The sequence below is a fragment of the Pseudomonas reinekei genome, from assembly GCF_001945365.1.
Lineage (GTDB): Bacteria > Pseudomonadota > Gammaproteobacteria > Pseudomonadales > Pseudomonadaceae > Aquipseudomonas > Aquipseudomonas reinekei.
Genome location: NZ_MSTQ01000001.1, coordinates 504,174 through 522,688 on the forward strand (window position 1 = coordinate 504,174; position 18,515 = coordinate 522,688).

General features: G+C 58.3%; 10 protein-coding genes and 1 pseudogene. 5 read left to right on the forward strand and 6 right to left on the reverse strand.

The window, feature by feature from the left end; all coding sequences use genetic code 11:
• Positions 1-127 precede the first annotated feature (127 nt).
• The 4 genes and pseudogenes from BVK86_RS02310 to BVK86_RS02325 form a co-directional block, all read right to left on the reverse strand.
• Positions 128-8,428, reverse strand: coding sequence for a two-partner secretion domain-containing protein (locus BVK86_RS02310; protein ID WP_075944870.1), 8,301 nt, complete (start codon positions 8,426-8,428; stop codon positions 128-130).
• A 24-nt stretch (positions 8,429-8,452) separates the two neighbouring features.
• Positions 8,453-10,158, reverse strand: a pseudogene (locus BVK86_RS02315) (ShlB/FhaC/HecB family hemolysin secretion/activation protein).
• Between the two features lie 403 nt (positions 10,159-10,561).
• Positions 10,562-11,191 (reverse strand): Vgb family protein, encoded by a 630-nt coding sequence (locus tag BVK86_RS02320; protein WP_075944871.1) that lies wholly within the window; start codon positions 11,189-11,191, stop codon positions 10,562-10,564.
• 36 nt (positions 11,192-11,227) lie between these two features.
• A complete protein-coding gene (locus BVK86_RS02325; RefSeq protein WP_075944872.1) occupies positions 11,228-12,448 on the reverse strand; it encodes a helix-turn-helix domain-containing protein in 1,221 nt (406 codons plus the stop codon).
• A 158-nt stretch (positions 12,449-12,606) separates the two neighbouring features.
• Between BVK86_RS02325 and BVK86_RS02330 the strand changes: the two genes are divergently transcribed.
• A complete protein-coding gene (locus BVK86_RS02330; RefSeq protein ID WP_075944873.1) occupies positions 12,607-12,885 on the forward strand; it encodes a Rho-binding antiterminator in 279 nt (92 codons plus the stop codon).
• An 8-nt stretch (positions 12,886-12,893) separates the two neighbouring features.
• Here BVK86_RS02330 and BVK86_RS02335 read toward each other — a convergent pair whose 3' ends face one another.
• A complete protein-coding gene (locus BVK86_RS02335; protein ID WP_075944874.1) occupies positions 12,894-13,643 on the reverse strand; it encodes an SDR family oxidoreductase in 750 nt (249 codons plus the stop codon).
• A gap of 99 nt (positions 13,644-13,742) precedes the next feature.
• Between BVK86_RS02335 and BVK86_RS02340 the strand changes: the two genes are divergently transcribed.
• Together BVK86_RS02340 and BVK86_RS02345 are read left to right on the forward strand one after the other, a co-directional pair.
• A complete protein-coding gene (locus tag BVK86_RS02340; protein ID WP_075944875.1) occupies positions 13,743-14,645 on the forward strand; it encodes a LysR family transcriptional regulator in 903 nt (300 codons plus the stop codon).
• Positions 14,646-14,811: 166 nt separating this feature from the next.
• The gene (locus BVK86_RS02345; protein ID WP_075944876.1) at positions 14,812-15,801 is read left to right on the forward strand and encodes an EamA family transporter; all 990 of its coding nucleotides are present in this window, start codon (positions 14,812-14,814) and stop codon (positions 15,799-15,801) included.
• 94 nt (positions 15,802-15,895) lie between these two features.
• On the opposite strand, the gene BVK86_RS02350 is transcribed toward BVK86_RS02345, so the two are convergent.
• Positions 15,896-16,441 carry a hypothetical protein gene (locus BVK86_RS02350; protein ID WP_139315739.1) on the reverse strand — a complete coding sequence of 182 codons (546 nt, stop codon included), beginning with the start codon at positions 16,439-16,441 and terminating at the stop codon, positions 15,896-15,898.
• Positions 16,442-16,944: 503 nt separating this feature from the next.
• Between BVK86_RS02350 and BVK86_RS02355 the strand changes: the two genes are divergently transcribed.
• Both BVK86_RS02355 and BVK86_RS02360 read left to right on the forward strand, forming a co-directional pair.
• Positions 16,945-17,451, forward strand: a complete 507-nt coding sequence (locus BVK86_RS02355; protein WP_075944952.1) for a sigma-70 family RNA polymerase sigma factor — start codon at positions 16,945-16,947, stop codon at positions 17,449-17,451.
• Positions 17,448-18,428: a FecR domain-containing protein gene (locus tag BVK86_RS02360; protein ID WP_075944878.1), complete on the forward strand. Its 981-nt coding sequence runs from the start codon at positions 17,448-17,450 to the stop codon at positions 18,426-18,428. Before BVK86_RS02355 ends, BVK86_RS02360 begins: the two co-directional genes overlap by 4 nt.
• The last annotated feature ends 87 nt before the right edge of the window (positions 18,429-18,515 follow it).

Here is an 18,515-nt window from a genome sequence, read left to right on the forward strand (position 1 = left end):
TCAGGATTGCCATGTACAAGAACTATTGTACCTATGGTCCCTTTAGGTACAAAAATCTCATCCCCGGTAATTATGCTTGCCTCTACCTCCTCCCGGAGGCGAATGACATCATTTTCACGAAATATATTCATTTTTTCGCCGGAATCCCTGTTATAAGTTTAACGGTACCCGAGGCATCTTTCAAAAAGATGAAAGGTACGTCAATGGTTCTCCCATTAGTTCCAAGAATAGAAATCCGCTGCTCAAAAGTCCGACCGTATTGAGTTGTTTTCGTTACTACTGCCTTCGTTTCATCAAATTTAATCTGCGACGCCAACCCCTCCCAATTACTCTTGTCAAAGCCGAGAGCCTGCTGGAACCAAGTAGCTTTGGTCTGGTTCTGGGGATGTTCTGCATCTAGCAGGTACCCCTGCAATTTACTCTGAAGGTTAGCAGTATCAAAGCCAGCGTCAATGGCACCTCCCGAGCCTTTTGCACCAACCGCCTTCCCAGCCCCAAAAAGTATAGCCGTCCACTTGGCAAAAACACCTACGGTTTCGGGATCGACGTTTATACCAGCCTGTCCTGCAGCATTGCTACCGGCTTGCGTAAGCCCTAAGGCCAGTCCCATTTCCAGCAATCGCACCTTGGCAACCGCGTTCATCATTTGCGCGGTAGCAAGGACACTTTTCATCCCGGCAGGTACATCGTCAGAGGCTCGTGCTTTGGAAAGGAGGTCGTGCGTGTCGTTGTAATCCTCCACAAACTTTTGGAGCTCTGGAGATCTACATCCTTGAGGGTTGTCCAGACAAAACAGCGCAAAACGTTTTTCGTTTGCGTCATTCAAATCGGCAAATTTATTTCGAACCTGATCCCAGCTGTTGCTTGCGACACAGGTTTTCGCCTCTTCGATTAAGCTCTCAACCTCCTTATGATTCAGGTAATTATTGACCGTTGCCTGCTGCGCCACCCACCCTGCAACCTGCTGGTCTTTTTCACTGCCGCCAGCCGCTGCAGCAACTGTCATGCCCAAGAGCTGGGAGGTCATGGCCAGTACTTGCTCGTGTGCCACACCTGGAAAAATCTTATCCCCGACCATATCGATCAGAGCCTTGTTAGCTCCGGCGGCCATCGCAGAAATAACGAAATCACCACCAGCCGCCTCTCCGATCAAGCCACCCACGATGGCATGAACGGCAACTTTGGTGGGTAGACCACTTCCTAACAGGCTGGTACCCACTTGCTGATAGATGGCGCCAGCCATCATGTCGGCGACCAGTCCTATCGCGGCCTGGCTAAGGTTGTCTTTGAATTTTCCGCCATTCGCTACTGTTTGAAGCGCGGAGTTGACTGCCAGGCGTACACCTATATTTTGGCCAGCAATGCCCCCACTTACACCAGCGATCACATAGCCTTTCAGACTCTCGCTGGAAGTTACATCTTTAACGACCGCTCCAAGATCACCCTTATTGTTGATCGCACTGATTGCAGCCCCGCTGGCCGCCGAAGTGGCCACAGCCGTCAGCGCTACATTTCCCCAGCCTGCCGCGACGGCTGTACCTGCGGCTGAAGTTCCCGCAGCGGCCATGGCAGTACCGGAAGCCGCCGCTGCGTTGGCCGCTGTTCCTATTGCAGCACTCGCAGCGCCAGCCGTCAGCGCCGTGACGATAATCATGATTGCCAGCATCGCCCCTTGGCCCAGCCCGGAGTGGCTGTACTTGAAGCTCTCGTGTACCTCCTGAACTTTTCGCCAATCCACATCCCCACGCTGCTCAGCTTCTTTGAGCCATGCGAGTTGCGGATCTGCCTGCACCATCGCATCAATAGTCTGACCCACCGTTTTCTGGTCGATCTGTTTGATGTCGATGTTTAAGCCGTCAACTGCCTTGATTGCCAGGTTTCCCTGCGCGACCAGCTGACTCTGCCTCAAGGTCTCATCGGTATTACCCTTACCTTTGGCACTGGTCCACGCCAGGCTGTTGCTGCTCTTCTCGTGACTCTCCTGATGCAGATCCTTCACGCCCTCAAAGGTGATCGCACCACCACTCTGCAAGGTCAGGTCATTACCGCTGTTGAGTTTCGCCACCTGATAGCGTTGATCTCCCCCACTGACCAAGGTCAAATCGCCGCCTGTAGTGATTTCGCTGCCGACGTGGGTCACCTTGGTGATTTCATCCCGGCGGGTTTCCTTTTGGCCGAAGCTGCCTTTTTTCTTTTTGTCGTAGAGGGAGTAATCACTGTCTTGCGCAGCCAGCAACTCGAGGTTGTTACCTGCCACCAGATAGGCTTCGTTGCCTGCGGTAATACGACTGGAGATCACAGTCAGGTCATTGCCCGCACTTAGCACCACATCGCCGCCGGCATTGAAAGTGCTGGCGATCTGTTTGACGTGGTCTTCCTGGGCGGTGACTTTTTTGGACTTGTAATAGGAGTGAGTTTCGTCGGCACCCGAGGCAATTGTCACACTGCCCTCCGCCACCAGATCAATGTTGCGCTTGGCGTTGACATCACTGGCGATTGCGGTGAAATCCCTGCCAGCGCTCATGGCGATATCGCGCCCCGCCTCCAGACTTGAGCCAAACTGAGTAACCGAGCTTTTTTGCTTGCCACCGGTGTCAGCGCTTTGCTGCTCGGCTGAAACGATGCTGATGTCTCGTCCGGCCTCAATTTGGGTATCGCGGCCACTTTGTATGACGCTCCCTGAACTCAGCACGTCCCTGCCAGCAACGATGCTCAGATCGTTGGTTGCTTCGATGCGTGCTGCGTTGTCCAGGTAATCGCGGTGCTGGGTATAGCCTTTGTTGCTGAACTCAGCGCTGGTGATGGTGCGCTCATTGATGACATCACCTGACACGGCTTCCACTGTGACGTCACGTCCGGCAATGACTCCTCCGGATTTGTTGATGATGTTGTTGCCGGCCAACAGGTCGAGACGGTTTCCAGCCTCAATCAGGCCACTGCTCGTCAGGTCTTGCGCGGCATATGCCGCCAGATTGTTGGTGGCCCTTAAGGTGCCTGAGTTACTCAAATCCTGGCCGGCGATCAGTGTGACGTCGCCACCCTGTATCAATGCACCGTTCGGCGCCAACCGGTTGTTTGCCTGGGCCAGATAAAGCACCGGCACCAGCACCTTCTCGCCATTCACTTCGTGCGCCTCGAGCCACACGATATCGTGCGTCAACGCGGCCACTTGCTGCGATGTCAGGGTCACGCCAACGGAGAGGCTAAGTTGATCTTTGCTGGCGATGGCGTTGTTCATCAGGTATTTGAACATCGCTTCGTCGGAAGTCTGACCGTCAAGGAAACGTTGGCCGGTGCGTGCAACCACAGCCTGTTGGATTAATCGTTGTTCGTAAAAGCCGTCACCAAGGCGTTTGGCGCTGATATCGGGGTTGTAGCCCAAATTGCTCAACAGGTAATCCGAGCTCATGAACTGCTTGAGATCGGTGAGTACCGGATTGGTCTCAATCAGGTATTTGTGAGGTTTTGAGCGAAAGCTGTTGTCCAGCAGGCCCTGAACCCGTGGCACGCCCAACGAGTTGGTGACGTCAAGGTTTGTCATGGAAGCGGAAGGCGCAGGCGCTGATTGCCCGAGCCCGCTTTGATCGCTAAGACGAAATAGACCGTTCTGTCCCGTTGGTATATTGAAACCAGGTAGCGCCAGCGGGTTAACTTGTTGCTGCGCTAAATCGGCGGGCAGTTGACCGTTCAAGGTAACAACGGTGGGACTGCCGGTACCTGATGCTGCAATGTCAGCAGCACGCTGCTGACTGGACATTCCCGAACTAAATGGACGTTCAACACCATTGCCGATCTTGTTTTTGGCGTTTATCGAGACGTCACCACCTGATTGTATAACTGCTGGAATATCGCTCGTGGTGCCTGATGAAGTTACCACCTGATTGAAGGGCGTAGCGTTTTTCAGGAAGTCAGGCAGTTCAGTTCGAACACCTGAAGAATATTGCGAATCAGCAAAGTCGATTTTCGGATGAAGCGCTGCGGTGCCCCCTCCGAGTAACAAAACAACGGGGCCTATTATCTGAAAGAACTCTTTTTCAAACGGTTTTGCCCCTTGTACCCCAATGCGAGGGTAAATAATCGACTCAACGCCGGCCGCATTCCAGAAACGCATATTTTTGTCGTAGGTTGCGTCGTTGAAAATGTTGTATCTGACAATCTGAGAAAATGGATCTAACCGATTCCTGTATTTCGGATCCTCATAATTGAAATATTGGAGACTGGAATAATCACCTAGTGCCGTGCCTGAATTCTCAAAGTCATTAACTGTGATGCTCAGGTTGCCTGTCGCTGCAACGGTCGAATTAGAATTGAGGAATGATGTGCCAACAAGGTCCATATTACTGCCTGAGGTCATCAGGGCAGCCGGAGAGCTGGAGTCACCGGATACATTAACGCGGTACTTTTGCTCGAACACTAAATGCCATTCCGGCTGGCGATCAACCCAAGACCTCGGAAGCTCATCACAGCTATAGCAACGCACACCTATGGCTGACGAATACATCTCAGCCTGTGTGCTGAACTGATCACGCTTATTTACTATCAAGTCCGACTTGATGGAGAACCGCCCCACACTTTCCATCGTGCCGGAAAGGTTCTCCACCAAGGCGGCACGATTACCTGCGTCATCGCGGGCAATATCGATGGCGCCCAAGCTGTAGACGTCGGACTTTCTATTGGTAAAGCTCTCCACTCGCAGGGCCATATCGCCGCCGCTGAAGAGAAATCCGCCCTGATCATTCAACAACCTGGACGCACTCAGCTTCCACCCGGTGCCACCGGCGAGGGTGCCGAAATTATTAACGGTGTTTGCCTTCAACGTCAGTCCGTTTGCGGCAGTGAGGCGACCATAATTATTCAACGTCGCCAATGCACCACGAGCGCCCACGGTTGTATTGCCACCACTGGAAACATTGCCCGCGCTACCGAGATTGATGGCAGCCGAATCGAACTGCATGTCTCCCAGACTGGACATGCGTCCATTGCCGCCATAGGTTCCAGACAACAGCACATCAAGGGTGCCGTCACTGGCGATCACCCCATCGTTGGTCCAGCTTCCCCCCCGCCCTTCGAAGTGGTTGGAGGCCAACAACTGTCCGCTCGCGGTTTGCACGAAGTTGTTGACGTTGACTTTCAAGCGTGCGGCCTGGATGACACTGGTATTGGTCCAGCTATTGGCTTCGAGCGTCAGATCGCCACGGGTGACCAACGTGCCACCGGCGCCCATTACATTGCCCATGTCGATATCGAAATTGCCGATACCCACATGGGTCACGTTACCGCCCGAATTGAGAAAGCTTGAGGTAGCCAGCGTCAATTGGGTATTGGCGGTCTCCAATAGGCCATTGCGATTGTCGAACAACCTGCCGATCTGAAAAACAGTTTTGCCATTTTTCCCCAAGGCGCGCAGTGTGCCGCCCTGGTTGTTGACGCTGGAGGCATTCAATTTCAGAGTGCTGGCGCTTTCGATGAGGCCATCGTGGTTGCTCAGTTCATCTGCCAGATCGATATCGATGGACCGCCCGCTGATCTCGCCAGCATTGTTTTTCAGGGCACCGCCAACAACCTTGACCTGGCCTTCGGCATAGATACCGCCACCGCTGTTATCGAGTTGCGAGCCACCCGTGTCGAGCAGAATGTCACCGGCATTGGCGGCGATGCGTCCACCCTCTGTGTAGATGCCTCCCAGCGCTTGCAGGTCCAGGCGATTGCCTTCGATCTTTCCGCCCAGGCCATTTCGTAGCACACCCGTCAGACGGCTTTGCGTCAGGCCTTTGAGGCTGGATAACGAACCACCGCGATTGTCCAGAACCGCAGCGCTGATGTTCAGATCGCCAGTCCTGGCGATGATCTCGCCGTGCTGATTATCAACAGTGCCGCCCTGTACCTTCAGCGTCAGGGCGTCATGACTTTGTATTGCACCCTTGGTGTTGTTGATGCCGAGCGCACTCACGCTTACACCAGCGTCGCGGCTATGGATCAGTCCACCCTCACTGTTATTGAGGTCGCCCGTGACGATGAGATCGAGTTGCTGATTGGAGGCAACAGTACCTTGCAGACGGTTGTTCAACTGACCAGTGCGCAGGCTCATAAGCTGTTGGCTGATGAGCTGACCACCCAGGTTGTCGATCTGGCCAGAGCGCTTGATGACCAGCGGGCCTGCGCTGGAAAGTACTCCCTTGGTGTTGGTCAGAATACCGAGTAGATCGAGGGTTACGCTGCCGGCACCCGCCAGCCTGCCATCGGTGTTATCCAGATTCGTAGCGGTAACGTTCAGGGCACCCTGCGCGTTAATAGTTCCGGAAGCGTTGTTGATGCTCGATGCACTCAGTTCGAGAGTACCGCTGCTGTCAATCAAACCTTGCGCACTGTTGTCGATGCTGGCCGCGTTAAGCGAAACCCCGCCTTTCCCCCCGAGTCCGCCCTTGGCGTTGTTGATCAGCGCGCCGCTGAGGTCGACGCTCAACTGACCGAGCAAACTCGACAGCGTGCCTCCTTGACTGTTGTCGAGAGTGCCGCCGGTAATGGTGACTGCGTTCCAGCCGGAAATCAGGCCACCCTGGTTCTGGAGATTCGCCGCATCAAGCGTCAGGTGATCGTGGCTGATCAGATTGCCGCCCCGGTTATCGAGGGTGTTGCCTTTCAGGCTGAAGCTGTTGAGGCTGGAAATTTCACCTTTCTGATTATTGAGGTCGCGCAGGTTTGCGATGCTCAACATGCCTTTGGCATTGATCTGGCCAGCCTGGTTATCAAGTCCTCTTCCGTTGAGTTCGAGGCTTAAAGAGCCGTTGCTCAGCAACTTGCCGCCCTGATTGCCGAACGTATCCTTGGTATCGAGCTTCAGCTCATTGACACCGGAAAGGGTGCCACTCTGGTTGTTGATCGCACCGCTGGCGGTGATGTCCAGCAGACGCCCTGCGGTCATCAGGCCCGCGACGTTGTCCAGTGAGGCCACGTTCAACACCACATCGGCCAGGCTGCTCAGTTGGCCCTCGCTGTTGTTCAAACCGCCGACGTTGCCAGCCAGATTGCCATTGCTGTTGATCACACCCTTGGCGTTGAGCAACTGGTCGGCCTTGAGGTTCAGCGCGCTGTTGCTCAGCACCCGGCCATTGTTCCGGTTGTCCAGAACACCGGCATTGATATTGGCCGATTGCCCGCTGAGGGTGCCGCCCTGGTTGTTCAGCGTCTGTGTGGTCGCGACCGTCAGGTTGCGACTGGCAACCACACTCTTGCCGGCATTGCCAAGATTTTGCGCGCTCAGGCTGATATCGCCATTGGCGTTGCGGCTGTTATCGGCATTGACCCCGGCTTCGATGATGCCGTTGTTGGTCAACTGGCCGCCGGCACTCAGGGTGATGCTGTCGCGGGCGGCGAGGGTTTGCTGGTTGGTCAGGTTGCCTTGGGTCTGGACGTTGATGGCAGTGCCGGCGTAAACCGGTCCGCGCGCATCAAGACTGCCCGCCTTGACCTTGACCGCGCCGCTGGCCGAAGTCTCGACCATGCTCAATTGACCATTGGCGTCGAGCTGAATGTCGCCGCCGCTGGCGATCAATTTGCCGTCGAGCTTCACCCCGACCCCGGCTTCGGTGCCCACCAGTTTGATCGCCCCGGCGTACATCCCGCCCAGCGCCGACGAGTCGATGGCCAGTTGCGGTTTGGCGCTGCCGTCATCGGCGCGGGCCGTGGCGTTGAGGCTGTCGGCGTTGACGTCGTTACGTCCGGCAACGATGGTCAGGTTGCTGGCCTGAATTTCGGCGTTGATTTTGGCGCTGCGAGTGATGATTTCGAAGCGGTCGACGTTATTGGCGTTCAGCCCGGCGCCGTCAATGGAAACGCTGCCCTGATCCACCTGAAAACGGTCCAGGCGACCATTGCCGTCGAGTACCAGTTTGCCGGTGGTCAACGTCACGCGCGGAGTATTGATGAAACCGCAGCCGTTGCAGCTGATGCCATACGGGTTAGCCACGATCACGCGGGCTGACTGCCCCGCGACTTCGGTGTAACCGCGCAACTGACTGGGGCTGCCACCCACCACTTCGTTGAGGATGGTTTGCGCTGAACCGCTGTTTTTAAGGTTCGGGTTACCAATGATGATCCCGCCCAACTGGGTGGCCGAGGTCTGAGTCGCACCGTTGTTGAGGATTACCCCATGGGCGCCGACGTTGTAATCGTGGAACTGGTTGTGCGATAGGCCGCTGCCATTCGGCGTCGCGATGTTGACGATCGGCACGCCATTGCCGGCCTGCCCGAGACTGGTGCCGGGATTGGCCACCACAATTCCGTCGGCCTGCGCCCAGACGGGCTGCCAGAACATGACGTTGGCCAACACAAACGCCAGGCCACGCTTGGGCATGCCGCAGAAACGATCACGGGTATTCACCCTGGCAGAAGGCTGGCGGGCGAGAAAGGCAAAGTGGCGTACGTCCATGTGGAAGGTCTCGAAGAAGCGTTGTCAGATAAAGAAATCCACGCGGAAGTAGATCGGTGCTTCGCGCTCGGGCAGCGCGTCCGGTCGTTCCAGGGAATGGGCAAAGGTCACGCTTGCAGCGACATACCGACCGCGGGCGAACAGCTCCAGCGAGTTGCTCGACAGGCGTCCATGCTGATCACCGTTGTAGCGATCGTCGCGAATCACGCCCTGGTCGTAGCCAAGGCTGGCACCGTATTCGGCAAACGCCGGGCGCAACCATTCAGCGCTGACAGGTCGACTCCAGCGCAGGTCATTGCGCCAGTAACCGCCGCTGTCTCCGGACAAAGATTGATCCTTGTAGCCACGGATCGACGACTGCCCGCCGAGGCTGGTGCGTTGCGGGCTGAACAGCACGTCTTCGCTGCGCTGGCCGGTCATCAGGCTGCTGAAGCTGAGCGACTCGCCCCACAGTTTGAATGGCTGCAGATAACTCGCCGTGGCGGTGTATTTGCGATAGCGCGCGTTCGGTTCGCCCGGCCCCGGATGACCATTACCTTGCGCATCGAACGCGCCGATACCCTCTTGCAGGCCGAGGTCCAGGTTGACGAAGGCGCTGCCCACCCGCCGACCATGGTTGATGCCGTACTGCAATTCGCTGATGCGGTTGCTGCTCAGCTTGAGTTTGCTGTCTTCGATGAAGTTGTTGGTGCGCAGATAGGAGAGCCCGGCATTGAGTGAGGTCTTGCTCACGGAGTCGCGATGGATCACCCGTTCGGCGCGCAACTGATGGTTTTCGCTGTCGCCGGTCTGTTTGAAGTTGTAACCGTTGCCAGCGATCTGCGAGCGGTACTCACTTTGGTTGAAGCTGTAACTGAAATTCCACCAACCCCACGGCAGGTTGTAATAGAGCATTGCGTTGTTCGACGTGTGCTGGTGATCGCTCATCGCGTCGTGACCGCCGCGCAGCATCAACTGATCGCCCAGACCCAGCGGGCTGTCCCAATCGAAGGTCGTGCCCCACTGCTGTTCGCCGGTGCTGCGCTGCCCATCGTTGCTGCGGGAAAGCCCCGCCCGCCAGGGTTTCTGCGCGGTGTTGGTGACCAGCACCTCACTGCCGCCGATGTTCTTGCCGGGAGCCAGTTCCATCGTGGCCTGGTTCGAGGGCAGACGATTGAGCTGATCGACCATCTGCTCGATTTCGCGCAGGTTGACCAAGTCACCCGCTTTACCGGGAAAGGCCATCGCCAGTTCGCGTTCGGACAAATGACTGTCCGCGGCGCTCTTTAAACTTTCGAGCCGGCCCTCGACCACCAACACTTTCAAATGTCCGGCCGACAAGTCCTGCTGCGGCAGGTAGGCTCGACTGGTGAACAGGCCTTTTTCGATGTAGTGATCGGTAATGACTTTCAGCAGTTCATTGAGCTGCGTGACACCCAGGCATTGGCCGATGTAAGGCATGAGCAGGCGATTTTGCTCGCTGTAGGAGAGACTGTCGGCACCGTTGAGCTCGATGTCCTTGATGGGGAAACAACGGCTGTCGGAAGGCGCCGCCGGTTGCGTCGGCTGGATTTGTTTGCCGGGCAACTCCTTGAGTTCTTCAAGACGCCGGCGCTGTTCTTCAAGCAAGCGATCCTGACGCTCGCGGATCAGATCGGTATCCCCGGGAGTAGGCGCAGCGTAAGCAGGTTCATTGGCGAAAGGCATAGCAAAGCCAGGCACAACCTCGCCACAAGGGCGGGTGAGGACATGTTCGATCCCTCGAAAACAAAAGTGATATCAAATTAGTGGCGCGCTAGTAGTGAGCCGCAATTTTGGCGTCAATAAATGACTCCGTTCAAAAACGTTAACCCATGACCTGCAAGGCTGAAATCGGAGGCGTCCGAGGCATCAGCGAGAAAGGTCTTGATCAGATGCAGGAAGAAACCGGGGGCTGTAGGAAGCGTCTTAAGACGCGGAGATTGGCAAGACTCAGAACGTAGCATCGGCATCGGTTAGCCAAGCCGGCCTTTTCGCAGTGGATGTCGATCGCCTTCGGTACGCTGGATTCGCCGTTCTCACCGAAAAAGCAGAAGCAGGGTGGTGTCGGTTCAAAGGCGAGAGGGTATGAGTCAGCGGATCGACATCCATAAACGATTTAAAGAAGTGACTCGATCAGGGGCGACGAACCGCCCTCACCCGTCCGCTACTCCCACCACCGCAGAAAAACCGCTCGCCGCCATCGGACTCAAGACCGGAGACGCCAACGCCCTCTGGCATTTTCAGGCTTTCGAGCACCTCGCCGGTTTTTGCGTCGATGCGCCGCAGATCGCTCTCGTCGCCTTCCCAGGTGCCATGCCAGAGCGCGCCCTCGACGAAGGTTACGCCGGTGACGAAGCGGTTTGACTCGAGGGTGCGCAGGATCTTGCCGGTCTCGGGGTCGATCTGGTGAATTTTGCGCTCGCGGTATTGCCCGACCCACAGCGAGCCTTCCGCCCAGGTCATCCCGGAGTCGTTACCGCCGCCGGGGGCTGGAAGGGTGGAGAGTACGCGACCGGTTTGCGGGTCGATTTTCTGGATACGGTCCTCGGCGATCTGGAACAAGTGCTTGCCATCGAATGCGGTGCCCGCGTGAGCGGCGACATCCAGCGTTCGCACGGTTGCGCCGCTCGAAGGGTCCAGGGCGAGGAGTTTTCCGGTGGTGGCAAACCAGACCTGTTCACCATCCCAGGTCACGCCATGCACATCGTCGACGCCTTCAAAAGGCCCATATTCACGAAGGATTTCAGCAGCTGACTGTTTCATCTCGGTGTTCCTCGCAAAGGGGTGGTGGCGTTCATCCTAGCCACGGGGCAACGGAACCGGGAGTAACAAGGTCGTCGCGAAACCGGGCACCGGTGGCGTCATCCAGCGCCGCGCCCTGCCATGCCCGAATGATTGCACCTTGCCCTGCGCCGCCAGTGTTTCGAGCACCCGTTGCACGCTGCGCTGGCTGTTGCCCAGAGCCAGGGCAAGCGCCGAACTCGACCAGGCTTCACCGTCGGCGAGCAACGCAAAGACCGCGGCATGTTTTTCTTCGACCGGAGGCGTGAGCAGTTCCACGTCGGGTGAAACCTGCGTGATCAGTGCAAACCCGCGCCGGGTTGCGATTACGCTGGCCAAGGGTTTCAGCGCTGCGCGCAATCGGCCGATTTCCACCCGTAGCCGGGCGCGATGGGATTCGTCGCTGAGCTTCAGGCGAAAGGCCCGGGCGATGAGCATTTCCCTCGAAACATCGTTCGGCCAGGCTTCCGCCAGGGTCCGCACGAGGCGGAACAGGACCGGGCGCTTCGACAGGGCAACCGACATGCCTGCACCGCGCACGACGTACCGGCAGGCATCCACCACCAGCGATGTCGAGGCCAGCAATGCTTCCACTTCATCGAGTAGCAGGGGCCGCGTCTGGCCATTGCTCATCACGTGCGCGGCGGGACTGTTGAGCAGCTGCACCGCGCTTTGGACTTCCGCTATCAAGGCGGGAATAGCGGATTGCTGCGCCGCCAGTCCGGCACGGATCAAGGCCGCGCGGGCAGCGTGTGAATGCAGGTGACGCATGGCGATGCCCGCGACCACGAGCTCATGGGTGGCGCGCAACGACGGTGGCAATGTCGACGGATCGAGTTTCGCAAGGCGTTGCTGTGCGTCATCCAGTTGGCCGATCAGCAGAAGACGGCGGATGTGCAGATATCGCGCATGGGCCGCGTTGACACCATCGCCGTGGGCGTCCAGCGTGACCCGCGCCGCATCCAGGGCTTTCACCGGCCAGCCGAGGTCCCGTGAGGCCAATGCGATCTCCGCTTCCGCGACGATGCAGCGCGCGCGGGCCAGCGTTTCCTTCGGCCCGAACGCTCGTGCCGCCCGACGCACCAAGACCTTGGCCCGTACCAGATCGCCCAGTTGCGCCATGGCGATCCCGCGCAGCGCCAGGGCCTGTGCATCGTCACGCAACGCTACCCGGTCCAGCGCGCCAAGTGGATTCCCCGCTGCCAGCGCCTGGGCGGCGGCGGTGATCAGCGAGTCCATTGCCGCGCTGCCATGGGGAGCACTCCTTCGACTTGATACCCGTGTTTAGTCTAATTCACGACTATTGACCAGCAACGCGCTGTCGACTCATGGATGCAAAACACGTTCGGAAGGAAGATATTGCCTAATCGAACACCACCCAAGCCAGGACTAATGCGATGAACACATACCAGCCCATGAATTGCGACTTGTATGACTATCTGGAGGTCGCCTGTATGCGCGGTTATCGACTGGATGTCGAACTGAAGGACGGCACGCGCCTGGAGGCGAAGGCGCTGGACACGCGCACCTCCGCCGAAAAAGAAGAGTTCTTGCGCGTTGAAACGGCAAACGGCCAACAGGAAATCCGTCTGGATCAACTGCTGGCCGTCACGCCGCTGGACGCCAATGCGCAGTTCGGCCGGGTGGTGTTTACCGATGCCGTTTGCACGTTCTGAGGCGGGTTTCAGACCAGCGACATGCCGCCGTCGACGTGCAATTCGATGCCGTTGACGAACGAGCTGTCGCTGGACGCCAGGTAGAGCGCCGCTTGCGCGAGTTCGTCGGCCTCACCGAGTCGACCGGCGGGAATCATGCCTGCCATCATTTGTTCAAAACCGGGGCGGTCCTCCTCGCAAACACCCAGTTTGCCAATAATCGCCGTATCGACCGGGCCCGGGCTGAGCACATTGACGCGTATGCGCCGCGCACGCAGCTCCAGCGCCCAGTTGCGCGCGAAGGCAGCGATGGCTGCTTTGGAACCGGCATACACCGCATGCCCATCGAGCACTTTGGTCGCCGCCAGGGAACTGGTCAGAATGATGCTGCCACCGTCGCGCAACAACGGCACGATCGCCTGCACACCGAAGAACACGCCACGGGTGTTGATATTGAATTGCGCGTCGAACTCCGCGGGCGTGACCTGCTGTGATGGCGTCAGGGTGATGACCCCGGCGTTGGCCATGTAGATATCCAGCGCATCGAAGCGCGCCCGGACTTGCTCGGCCACCTCGGCATGGTGCTCGAGGCTGGCGACATCGCCCTTGATGCCAATCGCGCCGTGGCCGATGTGGCGAACGGCTTCGTCCAGCACCTCTTGGCGACGTGCCGTGATAATCACCTGCGCCCCCTCTTTGGCGAACAGGCACGCCGAGGCCAGGCCAATGCCGCTGTTGCCGCCGGTGATCACCGCGACCTTTCCTTGAAGACGTTGCATTTACTGACTCCGCTTGTTGAAGGAGCGCAGTATTATGTCGCTCGCCCCGCGCCAACCAGTCCAGAAAAAGGCACATCTGTTGTGCTTGGGAGTCACAAGATGTCCAGCCTGTTGAACCAGTCGGCCAGCCTGATTGCCTTCGTCCGCGCGGTGGAAGCCGGTTCGTTCAGCGCCGCCGCGCGCAACGCCGGGACCACGCCGTCGGCCATTTCCAAGAGCATCGCCCGACTGGAAACCGAACTGAACGCCAAGCTGTTCCGCCGCTCCACGCGGATGCTCAGCCTGACGCCCGAGGGGCAGGCATTTTTCGAGCGTGTGGCGCCGCTGTTGCAAGCCATCGATGATTCGGCCGACGCGCTGCGCCACACCGGCGGCGCGCGTGGTCACTTGCGGGTCAGCATGCCCAGCGATCTCGGGCGGTTGCTGATGCCGAGGATCCATTCGGTTTTTCTCAGCGACCACCCGGACGTTGAATTGGACCTGACCTTGCTCGATCACCATGTGGACGTGATTCGCGAAGGCTACGATGTGATTTTCCGTGCGGGCAGCCTCACTGACAGCGACCTGAAAAGCCGCACCCTCGCTCAACTCGACATGGCGCTGGTCGCGTCCCCGGCGTTCCTCAGCGAATGGGGAAACCCGGGCACCGTCGAAGAACTGCGTGCGCTGCCTTTTGTGCGCTACCAACTGAACGGGCGTACCCTGCCCATCGTCTTTGCCGACGGGGAAACCCTGGTGCCTCGTGGCCGTATCGGACTGGACTCGGGGTTTGGTCTGCGCGCCGCCGCTCTCGGCGAGATGGGCGTCGCCTACTTGATGAAATGCACGGTGCAACAAGAGCTGGATTCCGGGGCGTTGGTGCGGGTGCTGGCCGACCGTCCCCTGCCATCGCTGGCGATACATTCGTTGCATGCCTTCGGCGCGCTGACACCGATCCGGATCAAGCTGTTTGCCGATTTCGTACAGCAAGAGTTGCACCGGTTAGCAGGACACGCCCTCTAGTCATACGATCTCTTGATTAACCTCCAGATGCCCCACCCCCTCTAAAAGCGCCTAAACCTTGTTCCACATCGTCAAATGCGCTACAACTCACGCCAAGTTGTACGACAACATAATAAAAACTCGCACGCCATTTCCTTTGATGGCGCACTTGATTCGAGAACCTGCCATGACCCACCCAACCGCCCGGCCAGAAGCGCCGCTTCCTTTTCCCCGTCACCTCGCCGTATTGATTTTGTTGTGTATGGGCTGCGCCTTCGCCGGAAACCACGTCGCGGCGCGGGTGGCCTTTGATGACGGCGCCGGCGTGTTGCTGGCGATTCTGATGCGCTCGGGCGGGACGTTGCTGGTATTGGCCGCGCTGGTACTGTGGCAACGCCAGACCCTGCGCCTGCCGAAGGGTGCCTGGCGCTGGCAGTTGCTGCTGGGCTTGCTGATCGCCACCCAGAGCCTGTGCCTGTATTCGGCGGTCGCGCGAGTGCCGGTGGCGCTGGCGCTGTTGGTGGCCAACGTGTTCCCGATCCTGCTGGCGCTGCTCACCTGGGCGTTGGGTGGTGCCAGACCCACCGCGCGCACCGCCTCGCTGATGGGCCTGATTCTGCTGGGGCTGGTGTTTGTGCTGGACGTACCCGGCCGACTCGCCGACAGCGCCAGCGTCGGCTCGCAATGGTGGCTGGGCGTGACCCTGGCCTTTTGCGCCGCCAGCGTGTTTGCCTGTGCGTTGTGGATCACCGATCACAAATTGTCCGAGGTTCGCGGTTCGGTGCGCAGCCTGCTGACGATTTTCATCGTGTTCAGCAGTATCAATCTGGCCGGCGTGAGTGGCGTGCTGCCCGGCGGCTTGAACCTTCCGGCCACCAGCACCGGCTGGCTGGCACTGGCAACGCTGGTCGTGCTGTATGGCACCGGTTTTATCGTGCTGTTCATTTCCGTGCCGCGCCTGGACATGCCGCGCAATGCCCCGGTGATGAACATCGAACCACTGGCCACACTGTTGATGGGCTGGGTGGTGCTGGACCAGATGCTCAGCGCCGGTCAGGTGCTGGGGGGCGTGATCGTGGTCACCGGTATCGTGCTGTTGACGTACCGCAAGAGCTCCGCCGCCTCTCAGGTGAAGCGTCCAGCCGGCACCCGGTGTCGAGAATCTTCCAGTCGTTGAAAACAGTTACCCAAGCGTAAAAAAACAAGCCCCGAACCTTAACGATTCGGGGCTTGTTTATGCACAGCGTTGCGAACCTTATTTGGCGAAAGGTTCAGGCATCAACCTTCTCTACGGTCAAGGCATTGACGGAGGGTGCACTGGCAGACAACCAGTTCTTCCGGTCAGCCAGTGGCCAACGATCGTTGTAGAACCAGGTCAGGACGGCACCGTCCGAATCACGCACCAAGCGGTTGCCTTCTATTTTCCAAGCGACGGCGTAGTTCCAGTACGACATGTAGAGCAGGTTCCAGAGGCTCTCGTAAGAGACCCAGTCGCCCTGCTCATCCTGTAAATAGATCTTGCCATCGCTATGGGTGTAAGGCTTGAGAACCGCCGCCCTCGACCCGGGCACACAGTAGTTCTCATAAGCCATCGCGTCGCCGTTGTTACGGCACAACCACTGGCCGCCGATGTCCTTGCCCGGCAAACTGATCTTGATTTTGAAGGGGTTGCCCCAAGCGCTGGCATTTTTCAGGTCAGGTTGGTCCTGGCGGGCAACAGCGCCCACAGGTGCAACCAGTGGTGACAAATTTTTGGGATCGAGTGATTCGTTCACAGTTGTTTCTCCGATAGTGCCGGGCACGCCGGCGGGGGTCATGAGTCAGTACCCGCTTGATGGACTACGGAGCACAACTGCTTGCTCGACCACGTGGCGCGAGATCCAGACGTCTTCCAGTTGCAGCAATTTCAAGCACGACAAAAAGTCGCCCGGATTCTCTACAGGCAAAGGCTGCCTGTGCAAAAACGAAGCTAGGTCGTTGGAGGGAGGCGTTGAGTGTTACTGGGCAGGTTTCGACATAGGCAGTCCTTTGGCAGATCACACGTCCAGAGTGCAATGCCCGCAGGCGGGACGCGCGTCCCGTCACAAGCGTGAGGAGACTAGTAGACGATCCAGGCATCCGCCAGTGCGGTCGGGTCGAAAATGGCGGGTAAGTCACAGTTTGCCCGCTGAATGTCGGCCCACCGAAACTAACGCCCTGATAAACAAGGATCACATGAAAAATATTTGCCGCAGCAACAAGCGTAACCAGAGATTGCGGTGTCAGTCATCCCACAGGTAGTATTGAGAACGACTCTCACTAACATCTGGAAATGAATCCGGTGCAACCTCCTTCGCCCAGCAAGCTGAGTTACTTTTTCAGCGATCACCACCGTTGGCTGCTGCAGCATATTCAGCGACGGCTGCGCAATCATGCGGACGCCGAGGACACCGCCGCCGATACGTTTTGCCAGATACTGGCGGCGCGTGTAGACCCCGACAGCATCGAACAGCCACGCGCCTATCTGTCGACCATCGCTCGCCGCCTGATCTTCGATCGACACCGTCGGCGCAAGCTCGAACTGGCCTACCTTGAACGCCTGTCCGGCCTGCCCGAATTGTTGGCGCCCTCCCCGGAAGAACAGTTGCAGTTGATCGAAGCGCTGGTGGCCATCGACAAGGCGCTGGATGGCTTGCCCATGGTGGTGAAGGCAACGTTCCTCTACAGCCAGCTGGACGGCATGAGTTACGTGGCCATCGCTCGCAAGCTGGATTTGTCAGAGCGCACGGTCAGCCGCTACATGAAACAGGCCTTGCGCCAGTGTTACCTGAGCGAGCAGATGTCATGAGCAAGCCGCGCCTGGACCCCGTCAGCGAGCAAGCCATCGACTGGATGGTGCGCCTGCGCGCCGATACACCGAGCGCCGCGTTGCAGGAGCGTTTCAACGCATGGCTGAACATGGACCCCGCACACGCGCAGGCCTGGGCCAGGTTGCATGAGCGACTCGGCGGCTCGTTCAACACGGTGCGTGCACTGGATCGACGTGTGCCCGGCCAGACCGAACACGCCCGCCAACTGCTGCTGCAACCTCAAGGTTCGCGACGTGATGCGCTGCGGGTGATCGCAGGTTTGGGTCTGCTCGGAGGCGGTTTGTGGCTTGGCGCGCGCAGCCCGCTGGGCGACTCGCTGCTGGCGGATCTGCACACCGGTCGGGGTCAGCGCGAGGCCTTCAATCTGGCTGATGGCAGCCGTCTGAGTTTGAATGCCGACAGTGCGGTGGATCTACATTTTGACGATCAGCAACGGCTGGTGATTCTGCGTCGCGGCGAATTGGTCATCCAGGTGGCGGCCGATCCGATCCGCCCGTTGCGCGTGCGCACCGCCCAAGGCGAAGTGCGCGCACTGGGCACCCGTTTCCTGGTGGCTCAGGAGCAAGAGGCCACTCGCGTGGTGGTGCTGGAGCATTCGGTCCGGACCCGTTTGTTCGATGGCAGCGAACGCGATTTGCAGGAGGGTCAAGCCGCCCTGCTCTACGTCGGGCGCATTGAGCCTTTGGCCAGCGATCAGCGTCATCGTGCCGACTGGCTCAGCGGACGGCTCAACGTACTCGATGACCCACTGGAAAAAGTCGTCGACGCCCTGCGCCCTTACAACCGTGGTTTTGTCCGCGTAGCCCCCGAGGTTCGCGACTTGCGCGTTCAGGGTGTGTTCCCGCTCAACGACCCCGAACGAACCTTGACTGCCCTGGCGGAAACCCTGCCGATTCGCGTGGATCGCTACAGTCCCTGGTTGACGTTGATCCGCGCAAAACCAGACAGACAATAATTATTTTTGGAAATGACTCTTATTTGTGTCCGGTTTTCATTTCTCATCCCACCTATCTCCTGACACCTTTCACATGCTTCAGGAGAA